Origin of the sequence: Salipiger aestuarii (genome assembly GCF_003259905.1) — a bacterium.
Classification (GTDB): domain Bacteria; phylum Pseudomonadota; class Alphaproteobacteria; order Rhodobacterales; family Rhodobacteraceae; genus Salipiger; species Salipiger aestuarii.
The window spans coordinates 11,422-25,537 of the sequence record NZ_QLMG01000037.1 but is presented as its reverse complement, the minus strand read 5'-3'; the positions used below and the strand labels follow the sequence as shown (position 1 = coordinate 25,537).

General features: G+C 65.4%; 11 protein-coding genes. 10 read left to right on the top strand and 1 reads right to left on the bottom strand.

What is annotated here, in order from left to right:
• The first annotated feature begins 204 nt into the window (after positions 1-204).
• The 10 genes from ATI53_RS16655 to ATI53_RS16610 all read left to right on the top strand — a co-directional run bounded on the left by ATI53_RS16655 (position 205) and on the right by ATI53_RS16610 (position 14,001).
• The gene (locus ATI53_RS16655) at positions 205-789 is read left to right on the top strand and encodes an ANTAR domain-containing response regulator (RefSeq protein WP_111550902.1); all 585 of its coding nucleotides are present in this window, start codon (positions 205-207) and stop codon (positions 787-789) included.
• Positions 786-1,961 (top strand): CmpA/NrtA family ABC transporter substrate-binding protein, encoded by a 1,176-nt coding sequence (locus ATI53_RS16650; protein ID WP_009502874.1) that lies wholly within the window; start codon positions 786-788, stop codon positions 1,959-1,961. Before ATI53_RS16655 ends, ATI53_RS16650 begins: the two co-directional genes overlap by 4 nt.
• Before the next feature lie 274 nt (positions 1,962-2,235).
• Positions 2,236-3,597, top strand: coding sequence for a CmpA/NrtA family ABC transporter substrate-binding protein (locus ATI53_RS16645; protein ID WP_111550901.1), 1,362 nt, complete (start codon positions 2,236-2,238; stop codon positions 3,595-3,597).
• Between the two features lie 175 nt (positions 3,598-3,772).
• Positions 3,773-4,855, top strand: coding sequence for an ABC transporter permease (locus ATI53_RS16640; RefSeq protein WP_111550900.1), 1,083 nt, complete (start codon positions 3,773-3,775; stop codon positions 4,853-4,855).
• Between the two features lie 78 nt (positions 4,856-4,933).
• Complete coding sequence (locus ATI53_RS16635) at positions 4,934-6,628, top strand: ABC transporter ATP-binding protein (RefSeq protein WP_111550899.1); 1,695 nt, start codon at positions 4,934-4,936, stop codon at positions 6,626-6,628.
• A gap of 61 nt (positions 6,629-6,689) precedes the next feature.
• On the top strand, positions 6,690-7,631 hold the full coding sequence (locus tag ATI53_RS16630; RefSeq protein WP_009502878.1) for a GAF domain-containing protein: 942 nt from the start codon (positions 6,690-6,692) through the stop codon (positions 7,629-7,631).
• Between the two features lie 13 nt (positions 7,632-7,644).
• Complete coding sequence (gene nirB, locus ATI53_RS16625) at positions 7,645-10,077, top strand: nitrite reductase large subunit NirB (RefSeq protein WP_111550898.1); 2,433 nt, start codon at positions 7,645-7,647, stop codon at positions 10,075-10,077.
• On the top strand, positions 10,074-10,406 hold the full coding sequence (gene nirD, locus ATI53_RS16620; RefSeq protein ID WP_009502880.1) for a nitrite reductase small subunit NirD: 333 nt from the start codon (positions 10,074-10,076) through the stop codon (positions 10,404-10,406). Before nirB ends, nirD begins: the two co-directional genes overlap by 4 nt.
• Complete coding sequence (locus ATI53_RS16615) at positions 10,406-13,036, top strand: nitrate reductase (RefSeq protein ID WP_111550897.1); 2,631 nt, start codon at positions 10,406-10,408, stop codon at positions 13,034-13,036. Before nirD ends, ATI53_RS16615 begins: the two co-directional genes overlap by 1 nt.
• Positions 13,033-14,001 (top strand): glycosyl transferase family protein, encoded by a 969-nt coding sequence (locus ATI53_RS16610; protein WP_111550896.1) that lies wholly within the window; start codon positions 13,033-13,035, stop codon positions 13,999-14,001. The genes ATI53_RS16615 and ATI53_RS16610 overlap by 4 nt, the downstream gene beginning before the upstream one ends.
• Here the strand turns inward: ATI53_RS16610 and ATI53_RS24225 are convergent.
• The gene (locus ATI53_RS24225) at positions 13,985-14,113 is read right to left on the bottom strand and encodes a hypothetical protein (RefSeq protein WP_276613125.1); all 129 of its coding nucleotides are present in this window, start codon (positions 14,111-14,113) and stop codon (positions 13,985-13,987) included. The two genes, ATI53_RS16610 and ATI53_RS24225, sit on opposite strands and share 17 nt — an antisense overlap.
• Positions 14,114-14,116 lie beyond the last annotated feature (3 nt).

Below are 14,116 nucleotides of genomic sequence, written 5' to 3'. Positions count from 1 at the left end.
CTCCTGGGCTGTGCTCCTTGCGGTGCGTGACATCTACGCCAGGCGCGTGCGCGTGACAGCCCCCAACCCCGCACAAAACCTGTGCGGCAGAGCCGCCCGCCGCAGCGGCATCAGTGTGCTGCAAAAAGCGGCAGATGCCGCGCCGGGACGACGCGGGCGCGGGCGACCGCTTTACAAAGCCCAAGGACCTGCGATGAGTTGCGAATGACAGCCACTCTTTCAATCGTCGTCGTCGAACCCGACCGGGACCGCGCCTTGCTGATAGTCGACAGCCTGCGCGACGCGGGGGATTTCGACGTTCACGTCATCGCCGAACCGACCGGGCTTGCCCGCCGCATCCAGGCGTTGAAACCCGATCTTGTCCTGATCGACCTGGAAAACCCGTCGCGCGACATGCTCGAAGAGCTGGCTCTGGCCTCCGGCCCGCTCGACCGCCCCGTGGCGATGTTCGTGGATCGCGACGGCGCCGGGCTGACCGAAGCCGCGATCGAGGCAGGCGTGTCGGCCTATGTGGTCGACGGGCTCAAGGCCACCCGCGTCAAGCCGGTGCTGGATGCCGCCATCGCGCGGTTCCGCATGTTTCAGCGGATGCGTACCGAACTGGCCGAAACCAAGCGCGCGCTTGAAGAACGCAAGATGATCGACCGCGCCAAGGGCATGCTGATGCGCGCGCGCGGCATCGACGAGGATGCCGCCTATGCGCTGCTGCGCAAGACCGCGATGGATCAGGGCAAGCGCGTGGCCGAAGTCGCCTCGGCGCTGGTGACCGCAGCGGGGCTGCTGGGATGATCGCCGCCACGCTGTCCCTGGGCTTTTTGCCGCTGGTCGATGCCGCGCCGCTGATTGTTGCGCATGAAATGGGGTTCGCCGCCGAAGAAAGCATCGCGCTCGACCTGCGCCGCGCGCCGTCATGGTCGTCGGTGCGCGACATGCTCAGCTTCGGGCGGGTCGAGGCGGCGCATATGCTCTCGCCCGTGCCGGTCGCCGTCGCGCTTGGTCTGGGGGGCGCCGGCACGCCGCTGTCCGCCGTCAGCGTGCTGTCGATGAACGGCGACGGCATCGGCGTGTCCAACGAACTGGCTGCCCGGATGCGCGCGGGCGGGCATGATTTCGATTACGTCGACGCGCGCAAGGCGGGCGAGGCGCTGATCGCCCATGCCAGCCATCCGCTGCGGCTGGGCGTACCGTTTCCGTTCTCGATGCATGCGGAACTGCTGTATTACTGGCTAACCGCGCTGGGAATGCCGGCGCCGCAAAACGTCGACATCCGCACCGTGCCGCCGGCACTGATGGCGCAGGCGATGGAGGCGGGCGAAATCGATGCCTTCTGCGTGGGCGAACCCTGGGGCTCGATGGCGGTCGAAAACGGCGTCGGCACCTTGCTGCTGCCAGGCAATGCGATCTGGAAATCCTCGCCCGAAAAGGTGCTCGCCGTGCGCAGCGACTGGGCCGAGGCGGAACCCGACCTGCTGGGCCGCCTGATCCGGGCGGTCTGGCGCGCCGGGCGCTGGCTGGCGGAACCCGGCGCGCCCACGCTGGCCGCCGAGTTGCTGAGCCGCAAGGAATACCTTGACCTGCCCGCCGAAATTCTCGACCGGGCGCTGACCGGGCGCATGGTGATCTCGGCGCGGGGCGAGGAACGCCAGGTCGACCGCTTCATCGAATTCCATCGCGGCGGCGCCTCGTTCCCGTGGCGCAGCCAGGCGGAATGGATCGGCATACAGCTTGCCGCGCGCACCGGGCTTGACCGGGCATCGGCGGCACGGGCCGCGCGCGCGGTGTTTCGCAGCGATCTGTACCGCGCCGCGCTTCAGGGCACCCGCGCCGACCTGCCCGGCGCCTCCTCAAAGATCGAAGGCGCGCTTTCCGAGGCGACCGCGGTCGCCTCGGTATCGGGGCGGCTGTTCCTGGGGCCGGATTCGTTCTTCGATGGCCGCATTTTCGAGCCAACCGGATCATAGCGCAACATTCTTGTGCAGCTGCGGCATCGAAATCCGGACTCCCCGGTAAAAGATGCCCTCACAAGGAATTTTATCTTGAGCGATGCGCCGGGCATGCCGCATAGACGGTCCAAGAGACGGGCAATGGCGCCCCTCTTCCGAAACTCTCCCAAAGACCGGGAATACTGAGCAAAGCCGCTCGACTGTCGTGATCGTTTGCAGATCAGGACCAGTCAGCGGCTTTTTCACGTTTGGCCCGAGCGCATCCGGGCCTTTATCCAAAGGGACGGACCGAATGAAGAAACTTCTCCTCGCGCTCAGCGCCACCACGACGCTTGCTGGCCCCCTGTTCGCACAGGATCTGGAAAAGGACGAGCTGACCTTCGGCTTCATCAAGCTGACCGACATGGCGCCGCTCGCCGTGGCCTACGAACAGGGCTATTTCCTTGACGAAGGCCTGTTCGTGACCCTGGAAGCGCAGGCCAACTGGAAGGTGCTGCTGGACGGCGTCATCGGCGGGCAACTGGATGGCGCGCACATGCTGGCCGGTCAGCCGCTGGCCGCAACCATCGGCTACGGCACCGAGGCGCATATCGTCACGCCCTTTTCAATGGACCTGAACGGCAACGGCATCACCGTGTCCAACGCCGTCTGGGACGAGATGAAACCCAACATCCCCACCAATGCCGACGGCCTCCCGCAGCACCCGATTTCCGCGGCGGCACTCAAGCCGGTCGTGGAAAAGTACCGCTCCGAAGGCAAGCCGTTCAACATGGGCATGGTGTTCCCGGTCTCGACCCACAACTACGAACTGCGCTACTGGCTTGCCGCCGGTGGGCTTGAGCCGGGGTATTACAGCCCCGAAAACGTCACCGGCCAGATCGGCGCCGACGTGCTGCTGTCGGTGACTCCGCCACCCCAGATGCCCGCCACGCTCGAGGCCGGCACCATCTATGGCTATTGCGTCGGCGAGCCCTGGAACCAGGCCGCCGTGTTCAAGGGCATCGGCGTGCCGGTCATCACCGACTACGAACTGTGGAAGAACAACCCCGAGAAGGTGTTCGGCATCTCCTCCGGTTTCGCCGAGGAAAACCCCAACACCACCCGGGCCGTCGTCAAGGCGCTGATCCGCGCCGCCATGTGGCTGGACGAAAACGACAACGCCAATCGCATGGACGCGGTCGAGATCCTGTCCAAGCCCGAATATGTCGGCGCCGACGCCGAGGTAATCGCCAACTCGATGACCGGCACCTTCGAATACGAAAAGGGCGACAAACGCGAGGTGCCCGATTTCAACGTCTTCTTCCGCTACAACGCCACCTATCCGTTCTATTCCGACGCGGTCTGGTACCTGACCCAGATGCGCCGCTGGGGGCAGATCCCCGAAGCCAGGTCGGATGCGTGGTACGACGAGATCGCCAGATCGGTCTACAAGCCCGAAATCTACCTCGACGCAGCCCGCGCGCTGGTCGACGAAGGGCTTGCCGACGAGGCCGATTTCCCCTGGGACAGCGACGGCTACAAGGATGCGACCCCCTCGGGCGACATCATCGACGGCATCCCCTACGACGGCCGCACCCCCAACGCCTACCTCGACAGCCTGCCCATCGGCCTCAAAGGTAAGCAGACCGTGGTCGGCACCGAGGTAAAGGGCTGATTTCCCTTCCCCGGAACGCCCGACCGGGCGCACCGTAAAACACAGCGCGGAGATTCACCTTTTGCAGGATCTCCGCCACCTCCCGCCAAGGATCACCTGCGGGATGGCGGGTGGGGCGATGTTCCGCAAGGAACGAGCGTCCGACCGTCTCCCGACCAAGCCGAGGACCCCTCACATGACGACCGTCGATCCCGACTACGCCCGTGAAGCCGAACGCGAGGCCCGCAAGGCCCGCACCTTCACCCGCATCAACAAGGCGGACGCCTGGTTTCGCGTTCTCGGCCTGTCCTGGATTACCCCCATCCTCAAGGCAGCCGCTGGCGACAACCCCCGCGCGCAGATCAAGGACATCTGGCTGCTGCTTGGGGTGCCCCTCGTCGCCATCACCGCCTTCCTTGTGATCTGGGGCACGCTTGCCCCCAGGGTGCAGACCTCGCTCGGCGCCGTCCCCGGCCCCGCCGAAGTCTGGCACGAAGCGGTTCTGCTGAACGAGGATGCCGCCGCCAAGGCCGCCAAGCAGGCCAAGTTCGAAACCATGGTCGCGGCGCGCAATGAAAAGCTCATTGCCGCGGGCAAGGCCGATCAGGTCAAGACCATCGCCTATACCGGCGCGCCCAGCTACTACGAGCAGATCTGGACCTCGATCAAGACCGTGTTCTTCGGCTTCCTGATCGGATCGGCCATCGCCATCCCGCTGGGCATTCTTGCCGGCCTGTCGCCATATGCCAACTCGGCCATCAACCCGCTGGTGCAGATCTTCAAGCCGGTTTCCCCGCTGGCCTGGCTGCCGATCGTGACCATGGTGGTCTCTGCCGCGGTTGCCACCAATGATGGCCTGTTTTCCAAATCCTTTTTGATCTCGGCCATCACCGTGACGCTTTGCTCGCTTTGGCCGACACTGATCAACACCGCGCTTGGCGTGGCCAGCATCGACAAGGATCTGGTCAACGTCTCCAAGGTGCTGAAGATGAACACCTGGACCAAGATCACCAAGCTGGTCCTGCCCAGCGCCCTGCCGCTGATCTTCACCGGCCTGCGCCTGTCGCTTGGTGTTGGCTGGATGGTGCTGATCGCCGCTGAAATGCTGGCCCAGAACCCCGGTCTTGGCAAATTCGTCTGGGACGAATTCCAGAACGGTTCGTCCAGCAGCCTCGCCAAGATCATGGTCGCCGTCTTCACCATCGGCATCATCGGCTTCCTGCTCGATCGCGTGATGTTCGCGCTGCAATCCCTCTTCACCTTTTCGAACAACAGGTAACCGGCGCTCAGGCAGCGAAGCGATAGCGCATAGAAAACCGCGCTCAGGCAACGAAGCGATAGCGCGAAAGGAAATCCAATGAGCCTCCTCAAGTTCGAAAACGTCTCGAAAAGCTTTGGCACCGGCATCCACGAAACACCGGTTCTGCAAAACATCGACCTGGATGTGCAGGAGGGCGAATTTCTTGTCCTGCTGGGCTTTTCCGGCTCTGGCAAGACCACGCTGATCAATATGATGGCGGGACTCGACACCCCCACCAAGGGCCGCGTGACCTATCGCGGCACGCCCATCACCGGCCCCGGCCCCGAACGCGGCGTGATCTTTCAAAGCTATTCGCTGATGCCGTGGCTGACGGTGAACGGCAATGTGCAGCTTGCGCTCGACAGCGTCTTTCCCAGGATGCCCAAGGCCGACAAGCAGGCCACCGTCGCCAAATACGTCAACATGGTCGGTCTGGGCCACGCCACAACCCGCCGCCCTGCCGAACTGTCCGGCGGCATGCGCCAGCGAGTCAACGTCGCCCGCGCGCTGGCGATGAATCCCGAAATGCTGCTTCTGGACGAACCGCTGTCGGCGCTTGATGCGCTGACCCGCGCCAACCTCGCGGACGAGATCGAAGCGATCTGGAACCAGGACAAGAAAACCTGCGTCCTTATCACCAATGACGTGGACGAGGCGATCATCCTTGCCGACCGCATCATCGCGCTGAACCCCGACGGCACCCTGGGCGAGGAATTCACCGTCGCGCTTCCCCGCCCCCGCGACCGGGGTGAAATGAACCACAACGACGACTTCAAACGCCTGCGCGCCGCCGTCACCACCTACCTCATGGACGTGGGCATCGAGGCCAAGGCCCAGGGCACCCACAATCTGCCCGACATCACCCCGATCCACGGCGCGGCCTCGGACCTTCCCGCCGCCGTACAGGATGCGACAGGCAGCCTGCGCGAAGACCGCTTTCTCGAATTTTCGCAGCTGCACAAGGTTTATCCCACGCCCAGAGGGCCGCTCACGGTGGTCGAGGATTTCAACCTCAAGATGGACAAGGGCGAATTCATCTCGCTTATCGGCCATTCGGGGTGCGGCAAGTCGACCGTGCTGACCATGGCGGCCGGGCTTAACAGCATCTCGAAAGGCGCAATCAAGCTCGATGGGCGCGCCGTGATGGGGGCCGATCCCGAACGCGCCGTGGTGTTCCAGTCACCCAACCTGTTCCCCTGGCTGACCGCCCGCGAAAACTGTGCCATCGGGGTCGACAAGGTTTATCCCAAGGCCCGCCAGGCCGAACGGCAGGAGGTGGTGGAATACTACCTTGAACGGGTCGGCCTAGCCGACAGCATGGATCGGGGCGCCGCCGATATGTCCAACGGCATGAAGCAGCGGGTCGGCATCGCCCGCGCCTTTGCGCTGTCGCCGAAACTGCTGTTGCTGGATGAACCTTTCGGCATGCTCGACAGCCTCACCCGGTGGGAGCTGCAAGAGGTGCTGATGGAAGTCTGGAGCCGCACCAAGGTCACCGCCGTCTGCGTCACCCACGACGTGGACGAGGCAATCCTGCTGGCCGACCGCGTGGTAATGATGACCAACGGGCCGCAGGCCACCATCGGCAAGATCGTCGATGTGAAACTGCCCCGCCCGCGTACCCGCAAGGCGCTGCTCGAACACCCCGATTACTACCTTTACCGCGAACAGGTGCTGAATTTCCTTGAGGAATACGAGCACGGAAAACACGGCAAGACCAAGATGAAAGCCGACAAGAAGAAAGCCGCCTGACCCGGCGCGCGCCCCGGTCGGGGTGTGCCTTCAACAATCTCTCTGACTTGGGGGTCCCTGCATGGACACTGTCATCGACGCACGCGTGAAAACCTTTATTCAGGTCACCGAACTCTGGATTCCCGACGGCGACCGGCTTGTGCTTGCCAACGGCAATTACGGCGACCTCGCCGCCTTTGAAACCGCCACCCGCGCCATCAGCTTCGGCAAGGGCGAGGGCCTGCCCGGCAAGGCCTGGGCCGAACAGCGCCCCGTCGTGCTCAAGGGCTTTGACGGTTCGTATTTCAAACGCATCGAGGCCGCCGCCGAGGCCGGCCTGACCAGCGCCGTGGCCCTTCCGGTCTTTGACGAAGACGACCTGAAGGCGGTCCTTGTCGTGCTGTGCAGCGACAGCGACGAACGCATCGGCGCGATCGAGGTCTGGTCCGAACTGGACGGGCTGATGATGCTGGACGATGGCTATTACGGCGCCGCCAAGCATTTCGAATGGGTCAGCCAGCACACGCATTTCCCGCGCGGCCAGGGCCTTCCGGGCGGTGTATGGTCGGCACGCACGCCGATGCTGTTCCGCGAGCTGGGCAGCGGCTACCGGTTCATCCGCGCCGACAGCGCCGGCAAGGCGGGGCTGACCACCGGCCTTGGCGTGCCCGTGCCGGTGCCCCATGACCGCCAGTTCGTGCTGACGCTGCTGTCCGCGCGCGGCACCCCCATCGCGCGGCGCTTCGAAATCTGGGACGCGCGCCCGGAAAAGGTCGGCAAGGAAACCGCCGCGATCCTCGTGGATGGCATCTGCGAACGCGACGGTCCGTTGTGGACCGATGACAACGACGCGCCCCCGCGCCGCGTCACCGCCAATCAGGGCAATATCGGCAAGGTGCTTGCCACCGGCCTGCCGGTGATCCTGTCCGGCGCCCCTGCCCTGACCGAAGGCTACAGCGCCATGGTCGCGCTGCCCGTCTATCAGGGCGGTGCCCTCGCCCACGTCGTCGCCTGGTACATCTGAGAGGAGCCAGAACATGCAGAAACTCGTCGTCATCGGAGCGGGCATGGCCTCTGGCCGCCTGCTGGAACAGATCATCGCAGCCAACCCGGCCGCCTATGACATCACCCTTTTCAACGCCGAACCGCGCGGCAACTACAACCGGATCATGTTGTCCCCGGTGCTGTCGGGCGAAAAGAGCTATGGCGAAATCGTCACCCATGACGATGCCTGGTATGCCGAAAACAGGATCACCTGCCGCTTTGGCGAAAAGGTGGTTTCGGTCGATACGGACCGCAAGGTGGTGATCGGGGAAAAGGGCGAGGTGCCCTATGACAAGCTGGTGTTCGGCACCGGCAGTTCGGCCTTTATCATCCCCTGCCCGGGGCACGATCTGCCCGGTGTCGTTGCCTTTCGCGATCTCGAAGACACCACCGCCATGACCGAAGCCGCGGGCAAACCCGGCGCGCGCGCGGTGGTGATCGGCGGCGGCCTGCTTGGCCTTGAGGCCGCGGCGGCGCTGCGCCTGCGCGGTATGGAGGTGACCGTTCTACACATCTCGACCCACCTGATGGAACGCCAGCTTGACCCGGCGGCGGGCTACCTGCTGAAGAAGGATCTGGAAAAGCGTGGCATCACCGTGATGCTCGAAGCGTCCACCAAGGAAATCGTCGGCAATGGCCGGGTCGAACAGGTGAACCTTGCCGACGGCACCGAACTGCCCTGCGATATCGTGTGCATGGCCGTGGGCATCCGCCCCTCGGTCAAGCTGGCGCAGGACAGCGGCATCGCCTGTGGTCGCGCGATCAAGGTCGACGCGCAGATGCGCACGCAAACGCCGGATGTCTACGCCGTGGGCGAATGCGTCGAATATAACGGTGCGCTCTTCGGGCTTGTCGCGCCGCTCTACGACCAGGCCAAGGTGCTGGCGAAAACACTGCTGGACGAAGAAGAAACCTTCGTGATGCGCGAGCTGTCCACCAAGCTCAAGGTCACCGGGTGCGACCTGTTCTCGTCGGGTGATTTTGCCGAAGGCGAGGGCCGCGAGGACATCGTGTTCCGCGACCCCGCGCGCGGCATCTACAAGCGCCTGGTGATCGAAAACGACAGGCTGATCGGTGCGGTGATGTATGGCGACACCGCCGATGGCAACTGGTTCTTTGGCCTTATCAAGGACGCCACCGATATTTCGGACATACGCGAAACGCTGATCTTTGGTCCGTCTTTTCAAGGGGGTGCCCAGGTGGACCCTCTGTCAGCCGTTGCAGCATTGCCGCCTGAGGCAGAAATTTGCGGCTGCAACGGCGTATGCAAGGGCAACATCATCAAGGCGATCGAGGCAGGTGCCACCGACCTCGGCGCCATCAAGGCAACCACCAAGGCGTCGGCGTCCTGCGGCACCTGCACCGGGCTTGTGGAACAGGTGCTGTCGGTCACACTGGGCGATGATTTCGTGCTGCCCGCCGCGCAGCCGGTCTGCGGCTGCTGCGATCTGACCCATGAAGACGTGCGCCGCCTGATCAAGGTGCAGGAACTGAAATCCCAGGAAGCGGTCTGGCAGGAACTGGGCTGGAAAACCCGCAACGGCTGCCACGTCTGCCGTCCCGCAGTGAACTACTACCTGCTGGCCGACTGGCCGCTGGACTACACCGACGACCCCCAGTCGCGCTTTGTCAACGAACGCAACCACGCCAACATCCAGAAAGACGGCACCTATTCCGTCATGCCGCGCATGTGGGGCGGCATGACCACCCCGCAGGAGCTGATCGCCATCGCGCAAGCGGCCGAGAAATACGGCGCCACCGTCAAGGTGACCGGCGGCATGCGCATCGACCTTCTGGGCATCCAGAAAGAAGACCTGCCCGCGATCTGGTACGATCTCAATCAGGCGGGCATGGTGTCGGGCCATGCCTATACCAAGGGGCTGCGTACGGTGAAAACCTGTGTCGGCAAGGACTGGTGCCGCTTTGGCACCCAGGACAGCACCGGCCTTGGCATCAAGCTGGAGAAAAAGCTGTGGGCGTCCTGGACGCCGCACAAGGTCAAGCTGGGCGTGTCGGGCTGCCCGCGCAACTGCGCCGAGGCGACCTGCAAGGACATCGGCGTGATCTGCGTTGACAGCGGCTATCAGGTCAGCGTGGCCGGCGCGGCCGGAATGGACGTCAGGGAAACCGAGCGTCTGGTCGATGTCGCCACCGAAGACGAGGTCATCGAATGGACCACCGCCTTTGTGCAGCTTTATCGCGAGAACGCCAAGTATCTTGATCGCGCCTACAAGTGGGTCGCCAAGGTCGGACTCGACTGGGTCAAGGAGACGCTGGCCGACGACGCCACGCGCCGCGCGCTGGTCGAACGGTTCGACATCTCGCAATCCGTCTACCAGGTCGACCCCTGGGCAGAACGGGCACAACCGGCCGAGGCGGTGAAATTCCACCCCCTCGCGGATCTTACCAAGGAGGCAGCGGAATGAACTGGATCGACATCGGACATATCGACGACGTGCCCCTGCGCGGGGCGCGGCAGGTGAAAACCAAGGTGGGCTGCCTTGCGGTGTTCCGCACCGGCGAGACCGAAGTCTTTGCCGTGTCCAACCTCTGCCCGCACAAGGGCGGCCCCCTGTCCGAGGGCATCGTGCACGAGCAAAAGGTCACCTGCCCGCTGCACAACACCATCTTCGATCTGAACTCGGGCGAATCCCTGGGGGTGGATGAGTACCGCATCGACACCTACCCGGTGCGCGTCGAGGACGGGCGCATCCTGCTGGACCGCGACGCCATCGCCCAGCGGAGTGCCGCGTGATGAAAGACCAGAGCTTTCCCGAAATCCGCTCGACCTGCCCCTATTGCGGGGTGGGCTGCGGCGTGCGGCTGCGCGCCGACGGCAACGGCGGGCTGGACGTGCGGGGCGACCCTGACCATCCGGCCAATTTCGGCAAGCTCTGCTCCAAGGGCTCGGCCCTTGGCGAAACCGTGGGGCTGGACGGCCGGTTGCTGTCCCCCCGCATCCACGGGCGCGATGCAAGCTGGGACGAGGCGCTGGAACTGGTCGCGGACCGCTTTCGCGACACAGTGGCGCGACACGGCCCCGACAGCGTGGCCTTCTACGTCTCGGGGCAATTGCTCACCGAAGACTACTACGTCGCCAACAAGCTGATGAAGGGCTACGTCGGCAGTGCCAATATCGACACCAATTCGCGGCTGTGCATGGCCTCGTCCGTGGCCGGGCACAAGCGCGCCTTTGGCACCGACACGGTGCCTGGCACCTACGAAGACCTCGAAGAGGCAGATCTGGTGGTGCTCGTTGGGTCCAACCTCGCCTGGTGCCACCCGGTGCTGCATCAACGCATTCTGGCGGCCCGCGAGGCGCGCGGCACCAGGCTGGTGGTGATCGACCCGCGCCGCACCGCGTCCTGCGACGGGGCGGACATGCACCTAGGGCTGGCGGCGGGCAGCGATGCCGCGCTGTTCAACGGGCTGCTGTCCGCCATCGACGCCGCGGGCGCGATCGATGACGATTTTTCCGCCCATATCACCGGCATGCAAGACGCCATCGCCGCCGCCGCGCTGGATGACGACGCCGCGACCGGCCTGACCCGCGCCCAGCTTGATGCGTTCTACAAGCTGTGGATCGGCTCCCGAAGGGTTGTCACCGTCTACAGCCAGGGCGTCAACCAAAGCACTTCGGGTACCGACAAGGTCAACGCGATCGTCAATTGCCACCTTGCCACTGGCCGCATCGGCCTGCCCGGCACGGGGCCGTTTTCGGTGACCGGCCAGCCCAACGCCATGGGCGGGCGCGAGGTCGGCGGGCTGGCCAACACGCTCGCCTGCCATCTCGATCTGGAAAACCCCGACCACCGTGCCGCCGTGCATCAATTCTGGGACAGCCCGGTCATCGCCGACACCCCCGGCAAGAAGGCCGTCGACATGTTCCGGGCGGTGGGCGACGGGCGCATCAGGGCGCTGTGGATCATCCACACCAACCCCGCCGTCACCATGCCCGACGCCGATGCGGTGCGCGACGCTATCGCGGGCTGCGATTTCGTCGTGGTCAGCGACATCACCGCGCAGACCGACACCGCGCGCCTGGCGCATGTGTTGCTGCCCGCCACCGCATGGGGCGAAAAGGACGGCACCGTCACCAATTCCGACCGCACCATCAGCCGCCAGCGCACCGCGCTGCCCGCCCCCGGCGACACGCGCCCCGACTGGGATATCATCGCCGAGATCGGGCGTCGCATGGGCCATGCCGCCGCCTTCGATTACGCGTCGCCCGCCGAGATCTTTCGCGAATATGCGGCGTTGTCGGGGGTGGCCGGGACGCTGGGGCGCGATTTCGACATTTCGGGCAAGGCCGAACTTGGCGACAGCGGGTACAAAACCATGGCGCCCTTTCGCTGGCCCTTTACCCAGGGGCGTCAGGGTGGACGGTTCTTTGCGGACGGCCAATTCTATCATGACGGCGGCAAGGGCAGGATGATCCCGGTGCGCCACCGCGCGCCCGGCTCGACCCCCACGGCGGACACCCCTTTTCGGCTTAACACGGGGCGCATCCGCGACCAGTGGCACACCATGACACGCACCGCGCTGTCGCCGCGCCTATCGGCGCATCTGGCAGAACCATACTTGGAAATTCACCCTACGGATGCGGCGCGCCTGCACATCTCGCCCGCCGATCTTGTGCATCTGCACAGCCCCCACGGCCGCGCCATCCTGCGCGCCCGCCTGACCGATGCCGTACAGCCCGGCGATGTCTTTGCCCCAATGCACTGGACCGGCGAAACCGCCCCCGCCGCGCGCATCGACGCGTTGGTGGCCCCGCTGACAGACCCGGTTTCGGGACAACCCGAAAGCAAGGCGAGCGTGGTTTCGGTGGCACGTTTCGATCCCGCGTGGTACGGATTCGCCGTGTCGAGCCAACCCCTTTCCCCCGACAGCGCCTATTGGGCGCGCGCCCGCACCCGCACCGGATGGCGCGCCGAAATGGCGGGCGCCACCCTGCCGCAGGATTGGGAAAACTATGCTCGCGGCCTGTTCGACCTGCCACAGGCGCAGGCGCAGGTGATGCTGGATGCCCGCCGCGGCCGCGCGCGCATCGCGTTTCATCACGACGGGAAATTGCTGGCCGCGCTGTTTGCGGGCCCCGAGCCGGTCGCGCTGAAGCGTGAGTTCCTGGCGACCCTGCCGGGGACTGCGGCCCCCGACGCGCTGACCGGCCACCCCCCCGCCGACCGCCCGGACCCCGGCCCGCTGGTGTGTTCGTGTTTCAATGTCGGGCTGAACACAATTCTCGCCGCGATTGAAGACCAGCACCTGATGTCCGTCGAAGCCATCGGCACCGCGCTGGAGGCCGGCGCCAACTGCGGCTCGTGCCGCCCCGAACTGGCGGGAATCCTTGCCTCGGCCTTGTCAAAGGAAGCCGCCGAATGACCGCCACGCCGCTTGGCGCGCACGTCCGCACCCTTGCACGCGGCCCCGGCCGGTCACGCGCGCTGACCCGCGACGAGGCCGAAGATGCCATGCGTCTCATGCTGTCGGGCAATGCCGACCCGCATGCCATCGGCGCCCTGCTGATGCTGCTGCGTATGAAGGGCGAGACCGCCGACGAGATCGCGGGCTTTGCCCATAGCGCGCAGCAGGCGATGCCCCGAATGCCGCAGCCGGCGCTGGACTGGCCCAGCTACGCCGCCGGGCGCACGCGCGGTTTGCCGTGGTTCCTGCTGTCGGCGCGGCTCGTGGCGGATGCGGGCCATACGGTGTTGCTACACGGTTGGAACGGCGCGGATGGCGCGGTGCGCGCCGGGCTTGCACCGCTGGGCATTCCGGTTGCCGACGACCCCGGCGATGCCGACCGACTGATCCGCGCCCGGGATATCGTCTATCTGCCGCTGGAACGCATGTCCCCGGCGTTGTTCGGGCTGCTGCGCCTGCGCGATGTGCTGCACCTGCGATCCTGCGTGAATACCGTGTGCCGGATGCTGAATCCGGGCCGCGCGGCGTGCAGCGTGCAGGGCGTGTTCCACCCGCCCTACCGGTTGTTGCAACAGGACGCGGCGCAGATCCTGGGGCTGCGGGCGCTGACGGTCATCAAGGGCGGCGGCGGCGAATTCGAGCGCCACCCCGCCAAGGCGATCGAAGGCTTTGGCCTGCGCGACGGCCAGCCATGGGACGATATCATCCCGCCCCTGCGTCCGGAAGACACGCGCCGGCTCGACGATGGCGAAACCGACCCCGCCCGGTTGAATGCGATCTGGCAGGGCACCCTGACGGATGCCTTTGCCGAAGCCACGGTGATCGGCACCGCCGCGCTGGCGCTGTCGACGCTGGGCGAACAGGCGCCGCGTGAGGCTGCACAGGCACTTTGGGCGCGCCGGGTGGTCAGCGCACCGAACTGACAAGCCTGCCCGGCAGCCCTGCGGTGGATGTCATCCCCGCCAGCCGCGCCATGTGCCCAGCCCAGCCCAGCCCAGCCCAGCCCAGCACGAGATTGCCGGACAGCACCGCCATCGC

Bases quoted from the DNA above. Each gene is read 5' to 3' on its own strand.
- ATI53_RS16615 (WP_111550897.1), top strand. From the start codon at position 10,406: ATGAAAGACCAGAGCTTTCCCGAAATCCGCTCGACCTGCCCCTATTGC.
- ATI53_RS16655 (WP_111550902.1), top strand. From the start codon at position 205: ATGACAGCCACTCTTTCAATCGTCGTCGTCGAACCCGACCGGGACCGC.
- ATI53_RS16630 (WP_009502878.1), top strand. From the start codon at position 6,690: ATGGACACTGTCATCGACGCACGCGTGAAAACCTTTATTCAGGTCACC.
- nirD (WP_009502880.1), top strand. From the start codon at position 10,074: ATGAACTGGATCGACATCGGACATATCGACGACGTGCCCCTGCGCGGG.
- ATI53_RS16650 (WP_009502874.1), top strand. From the start codon at position 786: ATGATCGCCGCCACGCTGTCCCTGGGCTTTTTGCCGCTGGTCGATGCC.
- ATI53_RS16640 (WP_111550900.1), top strand. From the start codon at position 3,773: ATGACGACCGTCGATCCCGACTACGCCCGTGAAGCCGAACGCGAGGCC.
- ATI53_RS16635 (WP_111550899.1), top strand. From the start codon at position 4,934: ATGAGCCTCCTCAAGTTCGAAAACGTCTCGAAAAGCTTTGGCACCGGC.
- ATI53_RS16645 (WP_111550901.1), top strand. From the start codon at position 2,236: ATGAAGAAACTTCTCCTCGCGCTCAGCGCCACCACGACGCTTGCTGGC.
- nirB (WP_111550898.1), top strand. From the start codon at position 7,645: ATGCAGAAACTCGTCGTCATCGGAGCGGGCATGGCCTCTGGCCGCCTG.
- ATI53_RS16610 (WP_111550896.1), top strand. From the start codon at position 13,033: ATGACCGCCACGCCGCTTGGCGCGCACGTCCGCACCCTTGCACGCGGC.
- ATI53_RS24225 (WP_276613125.1), bottom strand. From the start codon at position 14,113: ATGGCGGTGCTGTCCGGCAATCTCGTGCTGGGCTGGGCTGGGCTGGGC.